Source organism: Phenylobacterium sp. (genome assembly GCF_035309685.1).
Taxonomy (GTDB): Bacteria; Pseudomonadota; Alphaproteobacteria; order Caulobacterales; family Caulobacteraceae; genus Phenylobacterium.
Window position 1 is genome coordinate 22486 of record NZ_DATGEX010000062.1, and the last position, 22650, is coordinate 45135.

Consider the following 22650-nt stretch of genomic DNA (forward strand, 5'->3'; position numbering starts at 1 on the left):
ACAGGCGATTGCGAGGGCCGCCGAAGAGCCACGCTCAGCGACCATGTTCGCTGAACGAACGCCCTGATTCGCCGTTCTGTTAAGCTTGTAGTCAAACCGGCCTCAAACCGTCTTGCGCGCCCGGAAATTCTCGTCGCATATCGCCGGAGTTCCTCGGGGTTCGGGACTTCAGCATTCGATGACACGCCTGGCGCGCCTTCGCCGCTCGTTCCTGGAGCTGTTCCCGGAACGGCATCTCTACGTCCGGTCGGGCGGCCAGATGAAGGGCTACGTCCTCACCTCGAAAACCCAGATGATCGCCGCCGCCGGCGTCTCGGCCGCCGCGCTCTGGATGGGCGTCTGCAGCGCGGCCATGCTGGTCAATGTGCTGTCCGCCGGCTCCGGCGACCGGGAGATCGCGCGCACCCAGGCCAAGTACGAGCGCTGGATCGCCGACCGTCAGGCGCGGCTGAATTCGGCGGTGGCCGAGTTGAACGCCGGCGGCGGATCGAACACCGCGCTCGCGGCCAATATCGAAAAGCGCCACGCGGCGCTGGCCATGCTGCTCACCGACATGAAGACCACGCCCGGCGCGGCGGCGGCGCTGACGCCGGTGATCAACCGGGCGATCAGTTCCAACGACAGCAATCCGGCCCACATCGTGGCCGCCGTCGGGGCCAGCCAGGAGCAGCTGCTCGACGCCGCCGACACCTTCGCCAAGAGCCGCGCCGACCGGCTGCGCCTGGCCTTCCGCCTGGCCGGCCTGACGCCCGGCGAATACATGCCCAAGGGCGGCGCGCTCGGCGGCCCGCTGATCGAGTCCAAGGACCCCCGGGCGCTGGCCGCCGTGCTCGACGTGGACGAGGGCTTCGCCGACCGCATCCAGCACGCCGCCAGCGACATGAACGAGGCGCACGCCCTGGAGCAGGCGGCGCACACCCTGCCCTTCGCCAAGCCGACGCCGGAGGCGTCCGACCGCTCCTCCAACTTCGGGGTCCGCGTCGACCCCTTCACCGGGCGCCCGGCCTTCCATTCCGGCGAGGACTTCTCGGGCTCGCGGATGGAGGCGATCCATGCGACGGCGCCGGGCGTGGTGTCGTTCACGGGTGCGCGAAACGGCTACGGCAACACCGTCGAGGTCGACCACGGCCGCGGCCTGAAGACCCGCTACGCCCACCTGGCGGCGATCTCGGTCACCGTTGGCCAGCAGGTCGCCGTCGGCCAGCGCCTGGGCGGCATGGGCTCGACGGGCCGCTCGACCGGCACACATCTGCACTACGAGGTGTGGCTGAACGGCCGCGCCATGAATCCGGACCGTTTCCTGAAGGCAGGCGACTATGTTCAGCAAGCCGAGTAAGCCCGCGACCACCGCGTCTTCCGCCTCGTCTTCCGGACGCGCCGAGGCCATGGACGCTCCGCGCAAGGCCATCGCCTGCTCGCTGATCGCCGAGAACGTCAGCCTGGAAGGGGACTTGGTCAGCGACGGCGACGTGCAGCTCGACGGCGCGGTGCGCGGCGACCTGAAGCTCAACCACCTGACGATCGGCGAAACCGGCCAGGTCGACGGCCTGATCACCGCCGAGACCGTCGAAGTCCGCGGCCGGGTGACCGGCGCGATCACCGCCAAGACCGTGCGGCTCTACGCCACCGCCCGGGTGGACGGCGACATCACCCACCTGCAGATCGCCATCGACGCCGGCGCGCACTTCGCCGGACGGAGCATCAAGCTGGTTCAGGCGGTCCCGGAGCAGCTGAGCCTGGTGGACGTGGCGGCGGAGTAGCTACTCGGCCCTTTCCCGGGTCACCCCGACCCGCTGGGCGAGCGCGGCGCCCATGAACTGATCCAGATCGCCGTCCAACACGCCCTGGCTGTCTGAGGTTTCCACCTCGGTCCGCAGATCCTTGACCATCTGATAGGGCTGCAGGACGTAACTGCGGATCTGGTGGCCCCAGCCGATGTCGGTCTTCTGGTCTTCCATCGCCTGCTTCTCGGATTCGCGCTTCTGCAGCTCGGCCTCGTAGAGCCGGGCGCGCAGCATCTTCCAGGCTTCTTCCCGGTTCTGGTGCTGCGAGCGGCCGGCCTGGCAGGCGACCGCGATCCCGGTCGGGATGTGGGTCAGGCGCACGGCGCTGTCGGTCTTGTTGATGTGCTGGCCGCCGGCGCCGCTGGCCCGGTAGGTGTCGGTGCGGACGTCGGCCGGGTTGATGTCGATGACGATGTTGTCGTCCACCACCGGATAGACCCAGACGGACGCGAAGCTGGTGTGGCGCTTGGCGGCGGCGTCGAAGGGCGAGATGCGCACCAGCCGGTGCACGCCGGCCTCGGTCTTCAGCCAGCCGTAGGCGTTGGTCCCTTTGATTTGCAAAGTGGCCGACTTGATCCCGGCCTGGTCGCCGGAAGTCTCTTCCAGGAAGTCGACCTCCATGCCATGCGCGTTGGCCCAGCGGGTGTACATCCGCAGCAGCATGCCGGCCCAGTCGCAGGACTCGGTGCCGCCGGCCCCGGAATTGATTTCCACGAAGGCGTCGTTGCCGTCGGCCTCACCCGAAAGCAGGGCCTCCAGCTCGGCGCGGCCGGCGCGTTCCTTGATGCTTTTAAGCTGCTGGCGCGCCTCTTCGAGGGAAGCTTCGTCGCCCTCCTCGTCGGCCATTTCGGCATAGCCCAGCGCGTCGGCCAGGTCGCGTTCCAGCGACTTCACCGCCTCGATGGAGCTTGCCAAGCGAGTCCGGTCGCGCATCAGGGCCTGGGCGGCCTCGGCATTGTCCCAAAGGGTCGGGTCCTCGACCCGGGCGTTCAGCTCGTCGAGCTTACGGAGCGCAGGCTCCCAGTCAAAGACGCCTCCTGAGCAGTTCGACCGACTGCTCGATGTCGGCCTTGGCGGCCTCGACATCCAATCTCATGGGACAATTCCTAACAGGGTGGGCGCGCCAAATAGTCTGACGCGGCTAGTCATACAAGCCGTTGACCTCGTCCTTCTTCGCCGGCGGCTTGGGCGGAGGTGGTGGCGGATTGACCGCGGCGGCGGCGTTGGGCGCCCCGGTGAGGCCGTTCTTGAAGACATTGTCGTAGGGCTGCGGGCCCACCGCGTCGGCCTCGTCGGCGACCTTCGGCTCGGTGCCCGGCTTGAAGGCCTCAGTGATGCCGTGGACGACGGCGTAGCGCGCATTCGGGGGCCGCTTGAAGTCGTCGGGCGGGAAGTACTTGTTCGCCTGCTGCATGAAGTCGATGAAGGTCGGCAGCGCCGCGCGGGCGCCCTGCTCGCCTTCGCCCAGGCTGCGGTTGTCGTCGAAGCCGATGTAGGTGCCGACCACGATGTGCGGCGTGAAGCCCACGAACCAGGCCGAGCGGAACTCGCTGGTGGTGCCGGTCTTGCCGGCGGTGGGGCGGCCCAGCACGCTGGCCGCAGCCCCGGTGCCCCGCTGCACCACGCCCTGCAGCATCGAGGTGATCTGGTAGGCGGTGATCGGGTCCCAGGCCTGGGCGCCGGCCAGCGGGATGCGCGGGCTCTCGTCGCCGTTGAAGCCGGCGTCGCAGCGGTCGCACTCCCGCGCGTCGGCCCGGAAGATGGTCTTGCCCTCGCGGTCCTGCACCAGCTCGATCAGATGCGGTTCGACCTTGTGGCCGCCGTTTTCGAAGGCGGCGTAGGCGGCGGTCAGGCGGAAGACCGTGGTCTCGCCGGCGCCCAGCGCCATGGCCAGCACGTTCTCCATCTTGGTGACGACGCCCAGCCGGATCGCGGACGCGCTGATCTTCGGCATGCCGACGCCCTGCGCCAGGCGCACGGTCATGGTGTTCAGCGACAGCTCCAGGCCTTTGCGCAGCGGCAAGGGGCCCAGGTATTCGTGCTCGTAGTTTTCCGGCTGCCAGAGCTTGCCGTTGGCGCCCGGCAGCGAAATCGGCCCGTCCACGACGATGCTGGCCGGGGTGTAGCCATTCTCAAGCGCGGTGGCGTAGACGATCGGCTTGAAGGCGGAGCCCGGCTGGCGCATCGCCTGGGTCGCGCGGTTGAAGCTGGAGAGCGAGAAGGAGTAGCCGCCGACCATGGCCAGCACCCGGCCGGAGTCGGGGTCCATGGCGACCAGGGCGCCGTTCACTTCCGGCACCTGCTTCAGCAGGAATCCGGGACCCTTGTCGTTGGGCGCGACGAAGACCAGGTCGCCGGAACCGATACCCTTGCCGGCCCGGGCCCAGGCGACGTCGGCGGGCGCGAGGGCGCCGGTCTGGCCGTCCACGGTCTTCACCCGAACGCCGCCGCCGGCCACGTCGGTGACCACGGCCTGCAGCCAGGTGCGCCGCTCGGCCGGCTTCACCGACTTCTTGGCTACGTCTTCCCATCCGGTGAGCGTGGTCACGTGACCGAAGGCGCCGCGCCAGCCGTGCCGGCGGTCGTAGCGTTCCAGGCCGTCCATCAGCGCGGTGCGCGCGATGCTCTGCAGGCGCGGATCGAGCGTCGTGCGCATGTAGTAGCCGCCCTCGGTCAGCTTGGGCCCAAGGGTCGCCAGGCCGCGGCGGCGGACCTCTTCGACGAAGTAGTCGGCGTCGCGGTACTTGGCGCGCGTCGGCTCCGGCTGGACCTTCAGGTCCTCCTTCATGGCCGCCTCGGCCTGGGCGCGGGTCACCCAGCCGGCGTCGGCCATCTGGCCCAGCACCCAGTTGCGGCGCTGCATGGCGGCGGCCTTGCGGCGGATCGGGTGGTAGTTGTCCGGCCCCTTGGGCAGCGAGGCGAGATAGGCGCACTCGGCCAGGTCCAGATCGGTGATCGACTTGCCGAAGTAGTTGTAGGCCGCGGCCCCCACGCCATAGGAGCGGTAGCCCAGCCAGATCTCGTTCAGATAGAGCTCGAGGATGCGCTCCTTGGAGAGCGTGCCCTCCAACTGCTGCGCGATCATCGCCTCCTTCAGCTTGCGGCCGATGGTGGCGTCGTTGGTGAGCAGGATGTTCTTGGCCACCTGCTGGGTGATGGTCGAGCCGCTCTCCAGCCGCCGGCCCTGGGCGATGTTGATGATGTCCTTGGCGCTGGCGCGGACGATGCCGGTGTAGTCGAGGCCGGAGTGGCGGAAGAAGTTGCGGTCCTCCGCCGCCAGGAAGGCCTGGGCGAGCTGCGGCGGGATCGAATCGTAGGGCACGAAGATCCGCCGCTCGCGGGAGAATTCGCCGATCAGGGTGCCGTCCCAGGCGTAGGCGCGGGTCGCCGTCGGCGGGTGATAGTCGGCCAGGTCGCCGGCGTCGGGCATGTCGTGGAACAGCCAGGCCGCCCAGATCGCGACCGCGAATCCCGCCACGGCGATCAGGCTCAGCACCGCGACGCCGGCGATCGCGACCCATCTCTCGCGGGGAAGATCCAACGGACTAACGGCCTCCAGAGGCGCCCCGCCCCTTGAGCGTCGGTCTAGCCGGCTTCGGATGCGGCGCCAACGGGCGCTGGGTCGCAGGCGCTATGCCGCTCGCGCCCGGCCCTGGCGCTTTGGCACGCATCTTCGGCGAGAATCCGTCATGCTCTTTTTGAGGCTGGAGAACGCGCGCCATGTCGGTGGTCGAGGATATCAAGCACGATCTGAAAGACGCCGAGCGGCAGTTGCTCGTCCAGCTGCGGCTGATGCGCCGGCAACTTCGCGCCCAGACGGCCGGCGCCAAGCCCGCCGACCAGCTGACGCTCGGCCAGAAGGTCGCCGACTGGGTCGCCGGCACCATGGGCTCCTGGAAGTTCATCATCATCCAGACCACGATCCTGTTCGTCTGGATCGTGCTGAACGTCACGGCCTATGTGCAGAAGTGGGATCCCTACCCGTTCATCCTGCTGAACCTGGCCCTGTCGTTCCAGGCGGCCTACGCGGCGCCCTTCATCATGATGAGCCAGAACCGCCAGCAGGACATCGACCGCAAGGAGGCGGAGGAGGATCACCGGGTCAATCTGAAGGCCGAGCTGGAGATCGAGCTCCTGCACCAGAAGATCGACGCCCTGCGCGAAAAGGAGGTGCTGGCGCTCACCGAGGCGATCGCCGACCTGACCGAACTTCTGCAGGCGGAGCGCTCAAGGAACGCCGACAGGCCGATCACCGACTGATCAGTCGCCGACGGTCTCTTTGGGCGCCGGCGCGCGGAGCAACTCGGCCATGAACTCCGGGTCGCGACTCTTCAGCAGCCGGAAGCGGTAGGCGGGGAAGACCATGCGCGGATCGGGATGCGCCGCCTCACGCACCTCCAGCCCATCGACGGTGAGGCCCGGAATCGTCCCGACCGGATGGAATTCCTTGACCGTGTAGATCGCGCCCTGGGTCAGGCCGGACGGCTGCCCCTTGAACGGCCCGGGCGCTTGGATCGGCCCGGCCTTGACGCACTCCACCATATCGCCAGGTTCGAACACGCCCCTCGGCTCCTCACTCGCCACGGCGCGCGAAATCTAGCGCGCCGCCGCCCGGTCGTCGACAGCGCCAAGCCGGATCCGAGCCCGCTTCGGGATCAGCGCGCGGCGAGGCGGGTGGCCTCGGCGAAATAGTCGTCGATGGAGTCGCCGACGGCGTTCATCAGCCGCTTGCGCTGGCCGGCGTCGCGCAGGAACTGCTCGTCCTCGGCGTTGGTGACGAAGCCCATCTCCAGCAGCACGGCCGGCACGTCGGGCGCGAGCAGCACCATGAAGCCGGCGTCGCGTTGGCTGCGGCGCAGCAGCGGCGCCTTGCCGTCGATGTGGCTGACCAGCGTGTTGGCGAAGGCCGCCGAGCGGTTCTTGGTGGCCCGTTGCGTCAGGTCGAACAGGATGTCGCTGACGCCCCGGTCGCCGGTCAGGCTGGCCTTCATGAACCAGTCGTCGCGCTTGACGAAGCGGGTGGCGCGGTTCGAGGCCTTGTCGGAGAGCGTATAGACCGATGCGCCGCGCACCGTGGCGTCGCCGCCGGAGTCGGAGTGCAGCGAGATGAACAGGTCGGCGCCGGCCCGCTGTGCGATCCGCACGCGGTCTTCCAGCGGCACGTAGGTGTCGTCCTCGCGGGTCAGCACCACGCGATAGCGGGGCGAGCGTTCCAGCCGCTCCTTGAGCGCCAGCGCCGCGGCCAGGTTGACATCCTTTTCGAAGCCCTGCGCGCCGAGCGCGCCGGGGTCGTGGCCGCCATGGCCAGGGTCGATGACGATCACCTTGGTCAGGGAGACCGGTATGGCGTGGGTCGCCGTCGGAACGATCTGCGGGCGAAGCTTGAGCGCCACCGGCGTCGCCGCCGGCGCCTTGGCGCTGGTCAGCCGCACCTGCCCGGGCGCCGAGATCACGTCCACCACATAGCGGTAATGGTCGATGCCGTCGGCCGGCGGCAGCAGGAAGCGGCCCTTGATCCTGGCGTCGGGCGCGAGGTCGAGCTGCAGGCGCGCGCCGCCCGAGGTCTGGTCGATCGCCCAGGCCTTCACCAGGCCCTGCCCCGCGCCCTGCAGGCCCCCGGCCGCCGAAACGCTGGAAAGGACCAGGATCGCGTGGCCGTCGCTGGCGCCGTCGGAGACCAGCTTGGCGCTGGCCGCCTGGTCGAGGTCCATGACGAGGCGGGTCTGCTGGGCGTCGCCGCCCAGGCGCACCTTCAGGAGGCCGCCGACCGCACCGGCGGCGTGGCTCGCGACAGCGCCGGCCAGGCCCACGGCGGCGGCCAGCGTGACGGCTATCGCCACGCGCCCCCGGTTCCGAAAAAGGCTCTGCACCCCAACCCGCATCAGCTCTCAGCCCCCGACGATAGAAATCGCCGATTTAAGAGCCATATACGCGTGAGCCGCGTGGACAAATGGTTAACGAGGTCTTGTCGGTGCGGCTTTTCGGTTCGGCTTTGCCTTTTGCGCGCTGGTGTTGCAATGTCCCGCGGCGCGCCAAACCGCCTCTCGCGTTGTGCGAGGCGAAGGGTCGCGCGAACCAAAGCCCGCGTCAGCTGACCGATATTCGGCGACCGACGCACCAATCCGATCCGCGCCACCCGGCGCGCCTAGGAACACACACGATGGGCAGCGCTGCTCACGCCACATACCGGCTTTACGCCCCCGGGGACGCCCTGAGCGCCCATCGGGTCGGCGCGCGCGCCCGTCTCACCAATAGCCGGCTGCCCCTTGGCCCGGAGTCCTCGGACTCGGAGTCCACCGCGCGCCGCGGAGATAATTCCAATGTCCAAGAATATGTTGATCGACGCCGCCCACGCCGAAGAGACGCGCGTGGTGGTGGTCGACGGGACCCGCGTTGAAGAATTCGATTTCGAGAGCTCCAACCGCAAACAACTCAGAGGCAATATCTATCTCGCCAAGGTGACGCGCGTTGAGCCGTCGCTGCAGGCGGCCTTTATCGAGTACGGCGGCAACCGCCACGGCTTCCTGGCCTTCAACGAAATCCACCCCGACTACTACCAGATTCCGGTCGCCGACCGCGAAGCGCTGATGCGCGAAGAGGCGGAGGAAGAGGACGACCACCACGAGCCGCGCGGCCGCCGCAGGCCCGCCGAGGCCTCCGAAGGCGGTTCGGACGACGAGGACGAGGATCACGACGCCGCCTCCGAAGACGACGACGACGACGTCATGGAGGAAGAGGTCGCGCGCCGCCGCCGCCGGCTGATGCGCAAGTACAAGATCCAGGAAGTGATCCGCCGCCGGCAGATCATGCTGGTGCAGGTCGTCAAGGAAGAGCGCGGCAACAAGGGCGCGGCGCTCACCACCTACCTGTCGCTCGCCGGCCGCTATGGCGTGTTGATGCCCAACACCGCGCGCGGCGGCGGCATCAGCCGCAAGATCGAGACCGCCACCGACCGGCGCCGCCTGAAGGGCATCGTCCAGAGCCTGGACGTGCCGCAGGGCATGGGCCTGATCGTCCGCACCGCCGGCGCCAAGCGCACCAAGGCCGAGCTGAAGCGCGACTACGACTACCTGCTGCGCCTGTGGGAAAACATCCGCGAGACGACGCTCCACTCCATCGCGCCTGCCCTCATCTATGAGGAAGAGGACCTGGTGAAGCGGGCGATCCGCGACCTTTACGACAAGGACATCGACGGGGTGTTCGTCGAGGGCGCGGCCGGCTTCAAGGAAGCGCGCGACTTCATGCGCATGCTGATGCCCAGCCAGGCCAAGAAGGTGCAGCTCTACGCCGAGCCGACGCCGCTGTTCGTCAAGCACCGGGTCGAAGACCACCTGAGCCAGATCTATTCGCCGGTCGTCCCGCTCCGCAGCGGTGGGTATCTGGTGATCAACCAGACCGAGGCCCTGGTCGCCGTCGACGTCAACTCCGGCAAGTCGACCCGTGAGCGGAACATCGAAGCCACCGCGCTGAAGACCAACATGGAGGCGGCCGAGGAAGCCGCCCGCCAGCTGCGCCTGCGCGACCTGGCCGGCCTGATCGTCATCGACTTCATCGACATGGACGAGTCGAAGAACAACCGGGCGGTCGAGAAGAAGCTGAAGGACTGCCTGAAGGACGACCGCGCCCGCGTGCAGATGGGCAAGATCTCAGCCTTCGGCCTGATGGAGATCAGCCGCCAGCGCCGCCGCTCCGGCGTGCTGGAAGGCACCACCCACGTCTGCGAGCACTGCCAGGGGACCGGCCGCGTCCGCTCGGTGGAGTCGAGCGCGCTGGCCGCGCTGCGCACCCTGGAACTGGAGGCGCTGAAGGGCGGCGGCGAGGCGACGCTGAAGACGCCCCGGGCGGTTGGCCTCTACATCCTCAATGAAAAGCGCGCCCACCTGGCCCGGCTGCAGCAGACCATGGGCCTGTTCGTCACCGTGATGGTGGACGACGACATGGCCCACGCCGACTGCCTGATCGAGCGGACCTCGATGGAGCAGCGGCCGGACCACGCCGCGATCGCCGCGCCGACCGCGGCCTACGCGCCGATGGTCGACGACGGCTATGACGACGAGGCCTTCGAGGACGAGGAAGAGGAAGAAGAGGAAGAAGAGCTCGAGCGCGAGGACACCGACGACGACGAGCCGCACGCCCGCGCCGAGCAGCGTCCGCGCCGCGACGACGAGTCTGAGGAGGGCGAAGGCCATCGCAGCCGCGGCCGCCGCCGCCGTCGTGGCCGCCGCGACGGCGAACCGCGCGAACCGCGTGAGGCCGGCGCCGCCGCGCCGCGCCCGGCCGAAGGGCCGCGCGACGACAGCGAGGGCGGCGAAGGCCGCCGCCGCCGCCGCGGACGCCGGGGCGGACGGCGCATGCGCGACGACAGCCGCCCCGTCGACGCCTTCTCCTGGGTTCGCCCGTGGGTGCCCTACGGCGACGATCCCTTCGTCTGGTACGACCCGTCGGAGGACATGAAGAAGGCCCAGGAGCCTCGGCCCGCCAACGACATGCCGGCCCGGGAAGAGCGCGAACAGCCCCGCGTGGCCGCTGAAGCCGCGGCGCCTGCGCCGACCACCCTCGCCCGCGCTGAGGGTTCGGACGAGGACGTCTGGGTCGAACTGCCCGCCGCCGAAGACCGCCCTGCCCGCGCGCGCCGCGGTCGTGGCCGGGGCCGCGGACGAGGCGGCGACGCCCAGCCCAGCGATCAGGCCGTGGCCGAAGCGCCGACCGCCGCGCCGGAGCCGGACGCGGCCGTCGAGCCCGAGCCTGCGCCCGAGCCCGTCGCCGAGGCCGCGCCGCCCGCCAAGAAGCCGCGCGCCAGCCGGGCCAAGACCAAGCCGGCCGCCGCCGAGGCTGCGACTGAAGCCGCCCCCGAGCCCGTCGCCGCCCCAGAAGCGCCAGCGCCAGCGCCTGCGCCCGCACGTAAGCCCGTGGCGGCCAAGCCGCGCGAGCCGGATCCGGCCGAAATCACCACCCCGCCGGCCGCGCCGCGCAAAGGCTGGTGGCGGCGAGGGTGACGCGCTAGATTTCGAACCGCTTTAGGGGGGCGCATTCGAGAGTTGAAGATGGCCGCGCCTGCCCGTCCGGTTTTCCGCATAGTCCTGGCCGCAGCCCTGACGTTCAGTCTGGTGCTGCAGCCGGGGCGTGCGGCCGCTCAGTTCGCGCCGGGCGACTACCTGGTGCGCGACACCGAGATCGAGGACATCCTGCGCCGGCAGGTGACGCCGCTGTTCGACGCGGCCGGGATCGATTCGAAGAGCATCCAGATCGTCCTGGTGGCCTCACGGGAACCCAACGCCTCGGCCGGCCCGGGCGTGATGATGGTCACCACCTCGCTGATCCTGCAGGCGGACAATCCCAATCAGCTGCAAGGCGTCATGGCCCACGAAATCGGCCACCTGGCCGGCGGCCACAGCTTCCGCTCCGGCGAATATAGCCGCGCCGGCATGGTGCCGATGATCCTGACCATGGGGTTGGGCGTGCTGGCCGCCATCGCCGGCTCCGGCGACGCGGCGGCGGGCCTGATCTCCAGCGCCCCGATGTTCGGCGCCATCGGCGCGGCGGGCTACGGCCGCGAGCAGGAGGCCCGCGCCGACCAGGCCGGCGCCACCTATATGGAAAAGGCCGGGCTGTCGGCCCGCGGCCTCGTCGAGTTCCTGGACAAGAACCGCTACCAGGAGATCTTCAACCAGTACCGCCGCTTCCGGTACTTCATCGACCATCCCCTGTCCTCGGAGCGAGTCGAGTCGCTGCAGACCCGCGTGGCGACCCTGCCGCACTACTATGTGAAGGACAGCCCCCGGTCGGTCTCCGAGCACGAGATCATGAAGGCCAAGCTGGACGGCTTCATCAATCCCGTCGTCTCCATGGGCAAGTACGACGAGAAGGACATGTCCTATCCGGCCCGCTACGCCCGGGCGATCGCCTACTACCAGATGAAGGAGCCGGAGAAGGCCCTCAAGCGCGTGGACGCGCTGTTGGCCGAACAGCCGAACAATCCCTACCTCTGGGAGCTCAAGGGCCAGATCATGTTCGAGTTCGGCCAGGTGGAGGGCGCCGAAGCGCCGCAGCGCCGCTCGGTCGAGTTGAGGCCGAACGCGCCCCTGCTGCGCATCAACCTGGGCCAGACCCTGATCGCGCTCGGCAACCGGGCCAAGACCGAAGAAGGCATCGCCGAGCTGAAGAAGGCGCTGACCCAGGAAGAGGACAACGCCGCGGCCTGGCGCGTCTTGGCGGAAGCCTATGACAAGCATGGCGACGAAGGCCTGGCCCGGCTGGCGACCGCCGAATACGACTACAACATCGGCAACATGAAGCTGGCCCGCGAGTTCGCGATCCGCGCGCGGGAGCGCCTGTCGAAGGACAGCCCCGAGTGGCGGCGCGCCACCGACATCGTGCTGGTCTCCAAGCCCACGCCGGACGAGGAACGCCGGATCGCGGGCGGCGGCTAGGCCCTTAGGGCCGCCACAGCAACGCCGTCTCGCAAAAGCCGCCAATTCATCCTATCTGGCTGCCATGACCCTTGCTCTGCGCGCCGCCGCCGCCCTCGCCGCCGCCCTTTCGCTCACCGCCTGCCAGAAGGCCGACGACGCCGTCTTCGGCCAGAAGGTGCACGCCTATCTGATGGCCCACCCGGAGGTGATCCGCGAAGCCGCCGACAAGCTGGCCGAGAACGAGCGCCTGGCCGCCACCAAGGCCTCGACCGACGCCATCGGCAAGTACCGCGGCCAGCTGGAGCGCGACCCACGCGACTTCGTGGCCAATCCGACCGGCAAGGTGACCGTGGTCGAGTTCTTCGACTACCGCTGCGGCTACTGCAAACTGGCCGCGCCCGAGGTGGTCAAGCTGATCCAAGAGAACCCGGACGTGCGGTTCGTGTTCAAGGAGTTCCCGATCTTCGGCGAGGTCTCCGACACCGCCGCCAAGGTGGCCCTGACCCGCGAGGCCAAGGCCAAGGGCGTGCAGCTCTACCAGGCGCTGATGACCGAAAAGGCGCTCGACGACGCCGCCCTCGACCGCCATCTCAAGGAGATCGGCATCGACCCCGCGACCGCGCGCAAGAACGCGCAGCACCCGATCATCGAGCGCCAGATCCTCGACGCCCACGCGCTGGCCGAGGCCATGCATATCGACGGCACCCCGGCCTTCATCGTCGGCGACACCATGATCCCCGGCGCCGACCTGCCGGCCCTGCGCGCCGCCATCGCCAAGGCCAAGGGCCAGCCGATGCCGGAGACCTCGAAGAGCTGAGGGCGCCGCGTTCGTCTTGACCCGGCGGCAGCGCGCGTTTGCGATATGATGCTCGGATCGGGCGCGTGAGGCGGACTGAAGAGTGAGCAAGATGTCTGAGCGCGTTCTGGTCATCGGCGCCGGCATGGCCGGGCTCTGGACGGCGCTGGCGCTGGCGCCGACCGGGCGCGAGGTCACGCTGCTGGAGCGCGATCCCCCGCCGCCGGAGGGCGGCGCCGATGTCGCCTTCGACAGCTGGACGCGCCGCGGCGTCGGCCACCTGCGCCACAGCCACGCCTTCCTCGCCCGCCTGCGCCTGATCATCCGCGACGAGCATCCTCGGCTGCTGGAAGATCTCCTCGCCGCCGGATGCCGTGACCTCGGCTTCGAGGGCGGCCTCACCGACATCCACAAGCGGACCTACACGCCCGACCCCGTTGACCGCGACCTGGCCGTGCTGACCAGCCGGCGCACGACGCTGGAGCTGATCATGCGCCGCTACGTCGAGCAGCAGCCGGGCGTCACCATCCGCTCCGGCGCCTTCGTCAAGGAACTGCTCGTCACGCCGGGCGCGACGCCGGTGGTCACCGGCGTGGTCGTCGAGGACTCCGAGGGCCTCCACGAATTGACCGCCGACCTGGTGGCCGACGCCGCGGGCCGAACGTCCGGCGCCATCGAGCAGCTGCGCGAGGCCGGCGCCGTGATCCCCGAGGAGGCGGAGGACTGCGGCATCCTCTATTTCACCCGCCACTACCGGCTGAACGCCGGCGTCAGCGAGCCGGAGCGGGGCCACGCGCCGGTCACCGGCGACCTGGAATATCTGAAGTTCGGCGTCTTCCCGGGCGATAACGGCTGCTTCTCGATCACGCTTTGCGTCCCCGAGATCGAGGAGGAACTGCGCAAGAAGATCGTCGATCCGGCGACCTTCGACGCCTGCTGCGCCAGCCTGCCGGGCCTCGCGCCGTGGGTCGATCCCGCGACGTCGAGCGCCATCAGCCGGGTGTTCGGCATGGGCGACCTGCACAGCCGCTGGCGCGACATGGCGCCGGGCGGCCGGGCCGCGGTGCTGGGCTTCTTCCCGGTCGGCGACAGCCTGGTGCGGTCCAACCCGCTCTACGGGCGCGGCTGTTCGTTCGCCGCGGTCGGCGCGCACCTGTTGCGCGACGCCCTGCAGATGTTCGAGGACCCCGCCGCGCGTCTTGAGGCCTATCAGCGCCGGATCGGCGCCGAGCTTCGACCCTTCCACGACGTCATGCGCGACGCCGACCGCTCGGCCATCCGCCGCGCCCGCCAGGCGCTTGACCCCGGCTACCAGCCCAGCCTGAAGAGCCGGGTGACCAAAGCTTTCCTCGAGGATGGCGTCGCCATCGCCGTGCGCTCCGACGTCGAGCTGTTCCGCGCGGCGCTGCGCGGCTTCCACATGCTGGAGGACCCGCAGGCCTGGCTGAAGCGGCCGAAGAACCTCGCCAAGGTCCTGGGCTACTGGGCGCGCGGCAAGGCGAAGAACGCCGAGGCCTACCGCCCCAGGGGCGGGCCGGAGCGCGCTGAGATGCTGACGCGCCTGGGCCTCTCGCCGGAGCTCGACATCCAACGGGTGCTGGAGCCCGCCGCCACGTCCGCCTAAGCTCGTCGCGACCTCAATTGAAAGGCCCGCCGATGCGCCGCGCTCCCCTCGCCCTTCTGATCAGCCTTTGCCTCGCCGGCGCGGCGCTCGCCGCCGGCATGACCGTGAAGGACGAGATGAAGAGCGTGGTCGATCCGGCCACCAACGCTATCTTCGCGGTCGGCGGCGACGTCGATCCGGCCAACGGCCCCGACGCCGCCAAGGTCCCCGCCGCGCGGTGGGCCGAGGCCCTGGCCGCCTCTCAGAAGCTGAAGGCCTCGGCGGTCGACCTGGTCGGGCCGCAGAAACAGCCGGGCGAGGTCTGGACCAAGTCCGCCGCCGACTTCGCCAGGCTCGCCGACGACGCCGTGAAGGCCGCCGGCAAGAAGGACGGCGCCGCCTTCTCCAAGGCCGCCAACGACCTCGGCGACACCTGCACCGCCTGCCATTCGAAGTACAAGAAGCAGAGCTAGCTAGATCAGCCCCGCCCGCGGCGACGACGGGTCGCCGTAGGTGCGTTTGGCCATCCGCCCGGCGAGCCAGGCTTCACGCCCGGCGATCACCGCGTGCTTCATGGCCACGGCCATGCGGAGCGGGTCCTTGGCCTCGGCGATGGCGGTGTTCATCAGGACCGCGTCGCAGCCCGCCTCCATGGCCAGCACCGCGTCCGACGCCGTGCCGACGCCGGCGTCCACCAGCACGGGCACCTTCGCCTGTTCGATGATCAGGCCGAGGTTCAGATAGTTCTGAATGCCGCGCCCAGATCCGATCGGCGCCGCCGCGGGCATGATCGCCGCCGCGCCGGCCTCTTCCAGCTTGAGCGCATAGACCGGGTCGTCCGAGCAATAGACCATCACCTGGAAGCCGTCGGCGATCAGCAGCTTCAGCGCCCGCAACGTCTCCTCCATGTCGGGCAGCAGGTGCTTGGTGTTGGAGAGCACCTCCAGCTTGACGAGGTCCCAGCCGCCGGCCTCGCGGGCCAGCCTGAGGGTGCGGATCGCTTCCTCGCCGGTGAAACAGCCGGCGGTGTTGGGCAGGAAGGTGAAGCGGTCGGGCTTCACATAGTCGACCAGCATCGGCTGGCTGGGGTCCGACAGGTTCACCCGGCGCAGGGCCACGGTGACGATCTCGGCCCCCGCGGCCTCGGCGGCCGCCGCGTTCTGGGCATAGTCCTTGTACTTGCCGGTGCCGACGATCAGCCGCGAGGTGAAGGTGCGGCCCGCGACCGTCCAGGTGTCTTCGGCCTTCGCCGTCGATCCGTCCATGTCAGCCGCCTCCGATAAAATGCACGATCTCGATCCGGTCGCCGTCGGCGAGCGCCGTCTTCCCATAGGCCGAGCGCGGCACGATCTCCAGATTGCGCTCGATGGCCACCTTGCGCCCGTCGAGGCCCAGCGCCGAAACCAGCGCCGACAAGGTCGCCAGAGGCTCGAAGGTGCGGGGCTCTCCGTTGACGGTCAGGTTCACTTGGCAGGCCTTATCCCAGATGGTCCCACAGCCGAATTCCTATAGCCGACCGGAGGCTGCCGGTCGCACATCACGGCGGCCGGATCGCCGATGCGTTCGCATTGCCAGCCCGAGGGCGATGGCCGATACCGCGTTCCTCGGGACTCGAACCACGCGATCAACACCCCGATCACAAGGACCAAGAGAACCGCGAGCAGCCGTTGGATCGGTCGGAGTACCTCGATGCTCAATGGAGCCATTCCATTCGACTGGTCGGGCCGAAACCCCACCAAGCTTGTGACCCCGACGCCCGACCGGTACAAGACGGCGGAATCGACGGCGGAGCGTAATGCCCAAACCGATCTATGTGCTGAGCGGGCCCAATCTCAACCTCCTGGGCGCCCGCGAGCCTGAGATTTACGGACATCAGACCCTGGAAGACGTGAAGCGGCTCTGCGAGGCGCGTGCGTCGGCCTTGGGGCGCGAAATCGTGTTCCGGCAGTCGAACCACGAAGGCGAGCTGATCGACTGGATCCAGGAGGCCCGCGAAAAGGCGTCGGCGATCGTGATCAATCCCGCCGGCTACGGCCACACCTCGGTGGCGATCCTTGACGCGCTGAAGATGGTCGGCGTCCCGGTGATCGAGTGCCATCTCTCGAACCCCGCGGCGCGCGAGGCGTTCCGCCACCAGACCTATGTCTCCCTCGCGGCGACCGGCGTGGTGTCCGGTTTCGGCGCCGCGAGCTATGAACTGGCCGTCGAGGCCGCCGCGGGCCTGACCCGTCAAGCCTAGATAAGAAGAAGCGAAGGTATCCCCATGGCTAGCCCTCCCAAGGCCCCCGCCGCCGATCCGATCGACGCGCGCCTGGTGCGCCGACTGGCCGACATCCTGACCGAAACCGGCCTCTCGGAAATCGAGGTCGAGCATTCCGGCCTGAAGATCCGCGTCGCCAAGACGCTCACCGCCGCGCCGATGCAGATGGCCTATGCGCCGGCCCCTGCCGCCGCGGCTTCCGCCACGGCCGCCGCGTCCGCGCCCACCGGAACCGAAGCCGTCGTCCCGGCGCGCGCCAGCGGCGACGAGGTGAAGTCGCCCATGGTCGGCAGCGTCTATCTGCAGCCGGAACCCGGCGCCGAGCCCTTCGTGAAGGTCGGCGACACGGTCGCCGCCGGCCAGACCCTGATGATCATCGAGGCCATGAAGACCATGAACCCGATCCCCGCGCCCAAGGCCGGCAAGCTCGTGGCGATCCTGGTCGAGGATGGCCAGCCCGTGGAGTTTGGCGAGCCGCTCGCGGTCATCGGCTAAGCTCATGTTTGATAAGATCCTCATCGCCAACCGAGGCGAGATCGCCCTTCGCGTGCACCGCGCGTGCAAGGAAATGGGCATCTCCACCGTCGCCGTGCACTCCGAGGCCGACAGCGGCGCCATGTGGGTGCGGCTGGCCGACGAGAGCGTCTGCATCGGCCCGCCGTCAGCGGCCAAGAGCTATCTGAACATCCCCTCGATCATCGCCGCCGCGGAGATCACCGGGGCTCAGGCGATCCATCCAGGCTACGGATTTCTTTCGGAAAACGCCCGGTTCGCCGAGATCGTCGGCGCGCACGGCTTCACCTTCATCGGCCCCAAGCCCGAGCACATCAAGATGATGGGCGACAAGATCACTGCCAAACAGGCGGTGAAGGCCGCCGGCATCCCGGTGGTGCCCGGCTCCGATGGCGCGGTGACCACCGAGGAAGAGGCCTTCGCAGCAGCGAAGGACATCGGCTTTCCGGTGCTGATCAAGGCCGCGGCCGGCGGCGGCGGGCGCGGCATGAAGGTCGCCCAGACGCAGGACGGCCTCTACGAGGCGGTCTCGACCGCGCGCAGCGAGGCGAAGGCGGCGTTCGGCGACGACGCCGTCTATATGGAGCGCTACCTCCAGACGCCCCGGCACATCGAGCTGCAGGTGATCGCCGACAGCTTCGGCAACGTCTGCCACCTGGGCGAACGCGACTGCTCCCTGCAACGGCGCCACCAGAAGGTGCTGGAGGAAGCCCCCTCGCCCGCCCTCGATAGCGCCGCCCGCGCCAAGATCGGCCAGGTGGTCGTCGACGCCATCAAGGCCATCGGCTACCTCGGCGTCGGCACGATCGAATTCCTCTACGAAAACGGCGAGTTCTTCTTCATCGAGATGAACACCCGCCTGCAGGTGGAGCATCCGGTGACCGAGGCGATCACCGGCATCGACCTGGTGCGCGAGCAGATCCGCATCGCCGCCGGCCTGCCGCTCTCGTTCGCGCAGAAGGACGTGGTCTTCGAGGGCCACGCCATCGAGTGCCGGATCAACGCGGAGAATCCGAAGACCTTCGCGCCCTCGCCGGGCCTGGTCACCGACTACCATGCGCCAGGCGGCCTGGGCGTGCGGATGGATAGCGCGCTCTACGCCGGCTACACGATCCCGCCCTATTACGACTCTCTGATCGGCAAGCTGATCGTCCACGGACGCGACCGCGCCGAGTGCATCGCGCGGCTGAACCGCTGCCTTGGCGAGATCGTGGTGGCCGGCATCGACACCAACATCCCGCTCTTCCAGGAGCTGTTGGCCCAGCCGGACATCATGACCGGCGACTACAACATCCACTGGCTGGAAAACTGGATGAAGTCCCAGGCCGCGGCGGGCTGATCGCCGCCGGCTGATCGCCGCTGGCACGCCCGTCGCCGCTCGCCTAGGCTCGATGGGAATCGAGCGGGGGCGTCGAATGCGAACGATACGGGTGTTGCTGGCGGCCACGGCCATGGCCCTCTCGGCGCTTTCGCTGCCCGCCGCCGCCCAGCCCCCGCCGCCAGCCGCCGCGCCGGCGCCGGCGCCGATCTTCGCCTTCCAGGAAGTGATGATCCCCATGCGCGATGGGGTGAAGCTGCAGACGGTGATCCTCACGCCGCTGGACGCCAAGGGCCCGCTGCCGATCATGCTGCAGCGGACGCCCTACGGCGTGCCCCAGAAGGCCCCCACGCGCGTCTCCGAGAGCCTTAAGCAACTGGCCGCCGACGGCTATATCTTCGTCTTCCAGAACATCCGTGGCCGCTTCAAATCGGAAGGAACCTTCAGCCTCTCGCAGGACGCGACGGTCACCCCGGGCAAGGGCACCATCGAGACCCGCGACGCCTGGGACACCATCGACTGGCTGGTGAAGAACGTCCCCGGCAACAACGGCCGCGTTGGCATCCAGGGCGTCTCCTACGACGGCATGACCGCCGGCGTGACCCTGCTCGACCCGCATCCGGCGCTGAAGGCGGTGACCGAGCAGGCCGCGCCCACCGACCAGTGGATGAACGACGACGACCACCGCTACGGCGCGCTGCGCCTCAGCTACGACTTCGAATATGCGGTGCTGGAGGAGGCCGACAAGAACGACAACACCCACTTCGCCTTCGACAAGTGGGACACCTACGAGTGGTACCTGAGCGCGGGCGCGCTTTCGAACCTCAACGCGAAGTACCTGCACGGCAAGATCCGCTACTGGAACGAGGCGACCGAGCATCCCGACTACGACGCCTTCTGGAAGAGCCAGGCGTGGGCGCAGAGCCTGCACAAGGCGTCGGTGCCGACCCTCAACGTCGCCGGCTTCTGGGATCAGGAGGATCCGTGGGGACCCTGGCAGATCTTCCGCCACGAAGGCGAGCACGACCCCGACGGGAACGCCCTGATGGTCGCCGGACCCTGGTTCCACGGCGGCTGGCGGGCCTCGGTCTCGACCATCGGCGCGACCCAGCTTGGCCAGGACACCTCGCTCGCCTTCCGCCGCGACATCGAAGCGCCGTTCTTCGCCTACTGGCTGCACGACAAGGGCGAGAAGCCCGCCTACGCCGCCAACATCTTCCAGACCGGCTCCAACACCTGGCGCACCTACGCCAAATGGCCGCCGGCCGAGGCCAAACCCACCAGCCTCTACCTCCACGCCGACGGGAGCTTGAGCTTCGAGGCGCCGAGCGGCCGCGAGAAGGACGCGCAGCGCAGCTTCGTCTCCGATCCCGCCAACCCGGTGCCCTATCGCCAGCGGCCGATCTCGCCGACCTATCCCGGCGGCGACTGGCGCACCTGGGAAAGCGCCGACCAGCGCTTCGTCGACCATCGCCCCGACGTGCTGAGCTATGTGAGCGAGCCCCTGAAGGCCGACGTGACGATCGCCGGCCCGGTCGCGGCCGAACTCTTCGCCTCGACGTCGGGCACGGACAGCGACTTCGTCGTCAAGCTGATCGACGTTGCGCCCGACGATGCGGAGCCCCCGCATTGGGGCGACGAAGGCCCGATCCCCGGCGCCTTCGCCCACAGCGCCAATGGCTATGAGCTGCCGATCGCCATGGAGGTGCGCCGCGGCCGCTACCTGGAGAGCTACGAGCACCCCAAGGCGCTGACGCCGGGCAAACCCACCCGCTGGGAGGTGCCGTTGCGCGACCGCGACCACGTGTTCAAGGCCGGCCACCGCATCATGGTGCAGGTGCAGTCGACCTGGTTCCCGCTGATCGACCGCAATCCGCAGACCTTCACGCCCAGCATCTACTCGGCCAAGGCCAGCGACTTCGTGAGCGCGACCCAGAAGGTCTATTCCGCCCCTGACCTCGCCTCGCGGATCATCCTGCCGGTCGTGCCGCCCGGACTTTGAGCCCAGGCGCTACGCGCGCGGCAAAACCGCTGTACGATCCGGCCATGGCGCAGTTCGACGCCCGCGATCTCTTGTCCTGCTACGCGCGCGGCGTCTTTCCGATGGCCGACGCGCGCGAGGACGAGCGCGTCTTCCTGATCGATCCCGAGCGGCGGGGCGTGATCCCGCTGGACGGCTTCCACGTCTCCCGCCGCCTCGCCCGCACGGTGCGCGCCGAGCCCTTCGAAATCCGCACCGACACCGCCTTCCGGTCCGTCGTCCAGGCCTGCGCCGAGGCCGGGCCCGGACGGGCCGAGACCTGGATCAACCATCCGATCGAGGACCTCTACGTCCAGCTCCACGAGCTGGGCTTTGCGCACACGGTGGAGTGCTGGAGGGATGGGGCGCTGGTCGGTGGCCTTTACGGCGTCTCCCTGCACGGCGCCTTCTTCGGCGAGAGCATGTTCTCGCGGCGGACCGACGCCTCCAAGGTGGCGCTGGTGCATCTGGTCGCCCGCCTGATCGCCGGCGGCTACCGCCTGCTCGACGCCCAGTTCATGACCGGGCACCTGAGCCAATTCGGAGCTGTGGAGATCTCACGCCTGGACTATCACCGCCGCCTGGCGCTGGCGATGTCGGCGGAGGGCGACTTTCAGTGCGGCGCGGCGGCGGGCGCCGCCGGAGCGCGGACGGGCGCCGGTGCGGGCGCACGCGGGGGTGCAGCTGGCAAGGCCGCCGGCGGATTGAGCGGCGCCGCGGCCCTGCAGGTGATCAGCCAGGCGGCGTAGACCGGGTGCTCCAGCGGATGCAGGCTGGGCGATGAGGCGAACATCCAGCCCTTGAACGCCTGGCGCGCCGCCAGGGGCGCCTTGCCGGCCTCCGGACGCGGCTGGGAGTCGATGGTCAGGTAGGCGATGGAGTCCTCGACGGGCTCCTCCGGCGTCGAGCGCTCGCAGGCCTTCACGGTGAAGACCAGGGACTTGTAGCGCACCGGCCGCCCGACCGGGGCCTCGAAGCGCAGGCTCTCGGCGGTGACCTTGTCCAGGGCTTCGAGCACCGCCACGTCGTAGCGGGCGCGCCGCACCGGCGCGGCCGGAGGCTTCACGACCGCCGCCGGCGCGGGCTGCGCGTCCGCGTCGGCGACGGGCGGCGTCGCGGCGGGAACCGCTGCTGAAGGCTTGGCCGGCGCGGCCTTCTCGGGCCCGGCGGTTTCGGCGGGCGGCATCTGCACCACAGTCGGCGGCGGCGAAGGCGCGGGCTGGGCGCCGGCGAGGCCGGCCGCGGCGCTGAACGTCAGCGCGAGCCAGAGCCGGCGGCGCGGGGTCGATCTCAGCGTTCGGCGGGACGGCATCGGAAGCGGCCCTATTTGGGGGTCCAGGCCTCGTAGTCGGCGGTGGCCTTCTGCCGCTCGCCGCCGCGCGACAGCGCGCCCTGCGGGCGGTAGGCGTGGATCGTGCCGGTCAGGTTCGGCAGGTGATCCTTTTCCCAGGCCTTGATGGCGAAGGGCTCGACGGTCGGCGGTTCGGCGAAAGTGTAGTGCAGCCAGCCGTGCCAGTCCGGCGTCACCTTCGAGGCGTCGGCGTAGCCGCGATAGATCACCCAGCGGCGCTTGCGTCCGTCGTAGCTGTCGGAATTGTCCTTGGCCTCGAAGTAGCGGTTGCCGTTCTCGTCCTGGCCCACGAACACGCCTCGGCGGCCCACATGGAAGCGCACGCCGACGGTGGCGCCGTTCCACCAGGTGAAGATCGACTTCAGGAAATTGAGCACTGGGCGTGGTCTCTGGGGCGGTGTTGGGGAGGGTGAGTTCGCGGGCGGACTATAGGCGGGCCGATTTGGAGCGTCCAGCGCGCCGCCCCATCGCCTTTGGCAGCAAGATGTTGGGGATGAAGCGGCCTGCGACCGCAACATCTATTGATCGCGCGCGCCCGCGAGCCCTACCCTGCCCGCTAGGGAGTCGGCGGATGGGTCGCGAAGCTTCGCGGA

Annotated in this window: 20 protein-coding genes and 1 pseudogene; 13 read left to right on the forward strand and 8 right to left on the reverse strand. The window is 69.1% G+C overall.

Features of this window, described 5'->3' with window-relative positions:
* Nucleotides 1-178 precede the first annotated feature (178 nt).
* Together VKQ35_RS18770 and VKQ35_RS18775 are read left to right on the forward strand one after the other, a co-directional pair.
* Nucleotides 179-1336: a M23 family metallopeptidase gene (locus VKQ35_RS18770; RefSeq protein ID WP_324364248.1), complete on the forward strand. Its 1158-nt coding sequence runs from the start codon at nt 179-181 to the stop codon at nt 1334-1336.
* A 49-nt stretch (nt 1337-1385) separates the two neighbouring features.
* Nucleotides 1386-1760 carry a polymer-forming cytoskeletal protein gene (locus tag VKQ35_RS18775; protein ID WP_324364249.1) on the forward strand — a complete coding sequence of 125 codons (375 nt, stop codon included), beginning with the start codon at nt 1386-1388 and terminating at the stop codon, nt 1758-1760.
* Here the strand turns inward: VKQ35_RS18775 and prfB are convergent.
* Together prfB and VKQ35_RS18785 are read right to left on the reverse strand one after the other, a co-directional pair.
* A protein-coding gene (gene prfB / locus VKQ35_RS18780) for a peptide chain release factor 2 (protein ID WP_324364250.1) occupies nt 1761-2880 on the reverse strand; the annotation gives its coding sequence in 2 pieces (ribosomal slippage) (nt 1761-2810 and nt 2812-2880; 1119 coding nt in all).
* Nucleotides 2881-2925: 45 nt separating this feature from the next.
* Nucleotides 2926-5325: a penicillin-binding protein 1A gene (locus VKQ35_RS18785; protein WP_324364251.1), complete on the reverse strand. Its 2400-nt coding sequence runs from the start codon at nt 5323-5325 to the stop codon at nt 2926-2928.
* Between the two features lie 179 nt (nt 5326-5504).
* Between VKQ35_RS18785 and VKQ35_RS18790 the strand changes: the two genes are divergently transcribed.
* A complete protein-coding gene (locus VKQ35_RS18790) occupies nt 5505-6044 on the forward strand; it encodes a DUF1003 domain-containing protein (RefSeq protein WP_324364252.1) in 540 nt (179 codons plus the stop codon).
* Here the strand turns inward: VKQ35_RS18790 and VKQ35_RS18795 are convergent, their stop codons facing one another.
* Nucleotides 6045-6344, reverse strand: coding sequence for a hypothetical protein (locus tag VKQ35_RS18795; RefSeq protein ID WP_324364253.1), 300 nt, complete (start codon nt 6342-6344; stop codon nt 6045-6047).
* A gap of 95 nt (nt 6345-6439) precedes the next feature.
* Nucleotides 6440-7624 carry an N-acetylmuramoyl-L-alanine amidase gene (locus VKQ35_RS18800; RefSeq protein WP_324364254.1) on the reverse strand — a complete coding sequence of 395 codons (1185 nt, stop codon included), beginning with the start codon at nt 7622-7624 and terminating at the stop codon, nt 6440-6442.
* Between the two features lie 480 nt (nt 7625-8104).
* Here VKQ35_RS18800 and VKQ35_RS18805 point away from each other — a divergent pair, with 480 nt between their 5' ends.
* The 5 genes from VKQ35_RS18805 to VKQ35_RS18825 all read left to right on the forward strand — a co-directional run bounded on the left by VKQ35_RS18805 (nt 8105) and on the right by VKQ35_RS18825 (nt 15068).
* On the forward strand, nt 8105-10780 hold the full coding sequence (locus tag VKQ35_RS18805) for an Rne/Rng family ribonuclease (protein ID WP_324364255.1): 2676 nt from the start codon (nt 8105-8107) through the stop codon (nt 10778-10780).
* A gap of 48 nt (nt 10781-10828) precedes the next feature.
* Complete coding sequence (locus VKQ35_RS18810; RefSeq protein ID WP_324364256.1) at nt 10829-12214, forward strand: M48 family metalloprotease; 1386 nt, start codon at nt 10829-10831, stop codon at nt 12212-12214.
* A 64-nt stretch (nt 12215-12278) separates the two neighbouring features.
* Nucleotides 12279-13013: a DsbA family protein gene (locus VKQ35_RS18815; RefSeq protein ID WP_324364257.1), complete on the forward strand. Its 735-nt coding sequence runs from the start codon at nt 12279-12281 to the stop codon at nt 13011-13013.
* Between the two features lie 91 nt (nt 13014-13104).
* Nucleotides 13105-14616: an FAD-dependent oxidoreductase gene (locus tag VKQ35_RS18820; protein ID WP_324364258.1), complete on the forward strand. Its 1512-nt coding sequence runs from the start codon at nt 13105-13107 to the stop codon at nt 14614-14616.
* Between the two features lie 32 nt (nt 14617-14648).
* Entirely contained in the window at nt 14649-15068 is a 420-nt protein-coding gene (locus VKQ35_RS18825) for a hypothetical protein (RefSeq protein ID WP_324364259.1), read from the forward strand.
* Here VKQ35_RS18825 and VKQ35_RS18830 read toward each other — a convergent pair whose 3' ends face one another.
* Both VKQ35_RS18830 and thiS read right to left on the reverse strand, forming a co-directional pair.
* Entirely contained in the window at nt 15069-15860 is a 792-nt protein-coding gene (locus tag VKQ35_RS18830) for a thiazole synthase (protein ID WP_324364260.1), read from the reverse strand.
* A gap of 1 nt (nt 15861) precedes the next feature.
* A complete protein-coding gene (thiS, locus tag VKQ35_RS18835) occupies nt 15862-16062 on the reverse strand; it encodes a sulfur carrier protein ThiS (RefSeq protein ID WP_324364261.1) in 201 nt (66 codons plus the stop codon).
* Nucleotides 16063-16390: 328 nt separating this feature from the next.
* On the opposite strand from thiS, the gene aroQ reads away from it, so the two are divergent.
* The 5 genes from aroQ (at nt 16391) to aat (ending at nt 21455) form a co-directional block, all read left to right on the forward strand.
* Nucleotides 16391-16834, forward strand: coding sequence for a type II 3-dehydroquinate dehydratase (gene aroQ, locus VKQ35_RS18840; RefSeq protein WP_324364262.1), 444 nt, complete (start codon nt 16391-16393; stop codon nt 16832-16834).
* A gap of 24 nt (nt 16835-16858) precedes the next feature.
* A complete protein-coding gene (accB, locus tag VKQ35_RS18845) occupies nt 16859-17350 on the forward strand; it encodes an acetyl-CoA carboxylase biotin carboxyl carrier protein (RefSeq protein ID WP_324364263.1) in 492 nt (163 codons plus the stop codon).
* A gap of 4 nt (nt 17351-17354) precedes the next feature.
* On the forward strand, nt 17355-18707 hold the full coding sequence (accC, locus tag VKQ35_RS18850; RefSeq protein WP_324364264.1) for an acetyl-CoA carboxylase biotin carboxylase subunit: 1353 nt from the start codon (nt 17355-17357) through the stop codon (nt 18705-18707).
* 76 nt (nt 18708-18783) lie between these two features.
* Nucleotides 18784-20688, forward strand: coding sequence for a CocE/NonD family hydrolase (locus VKQ35_RS18855; RefSeq protein ID WP_324364265.1), 1905 nt, complete (start codon nt 18784-18786; stop codon nt 20686-20688).
* A gap of 44 nt (nt 20689-20732) precedes the next feature.
* Nucleotides 20733-21455, forward strand: coding sequence for a leucyl/phenylalanyl-tRNA--protein transferase (aat, locus tag VKQ35_RS18860; RefSeq protein WP_324364266.1), 723 nt, complete (start codon nt 20733-20735; stop codon nt 21453-21455).
* Between the two features lie 35 nt (nt 21456-21490).
* Here aat and VKQ35_RS18865 read toward each other — a convergent pair.
* Together VKQ35_RS18865 and VKQ35_RS18870 are read right to left on the reverse strand one after the other, a co-directional pair.
* Nucleotides 21491-22018: pseudogene (locus VKQ35_RS18865) on the reverse strand (DUF2155 domain-containing protein); the annotation flags it as partial.
* An 11-nt stretch (nt 22019-22029) separates the two neighbouring features.
* Nucleotides 22030-22434, reverse strand: a complete 405-nt coding sequence (locus VKQ35_RS18870; RefSeq protein WP_324364267.1) for an NADH:ubiquinone oxidoreductase subunit NDUFA12 — start codon at nt 22432-22434, stop codon at nt 22030-22032.
* Between the last annotated feature and the right edge of the window lie 216 nt (nt 22435-22650).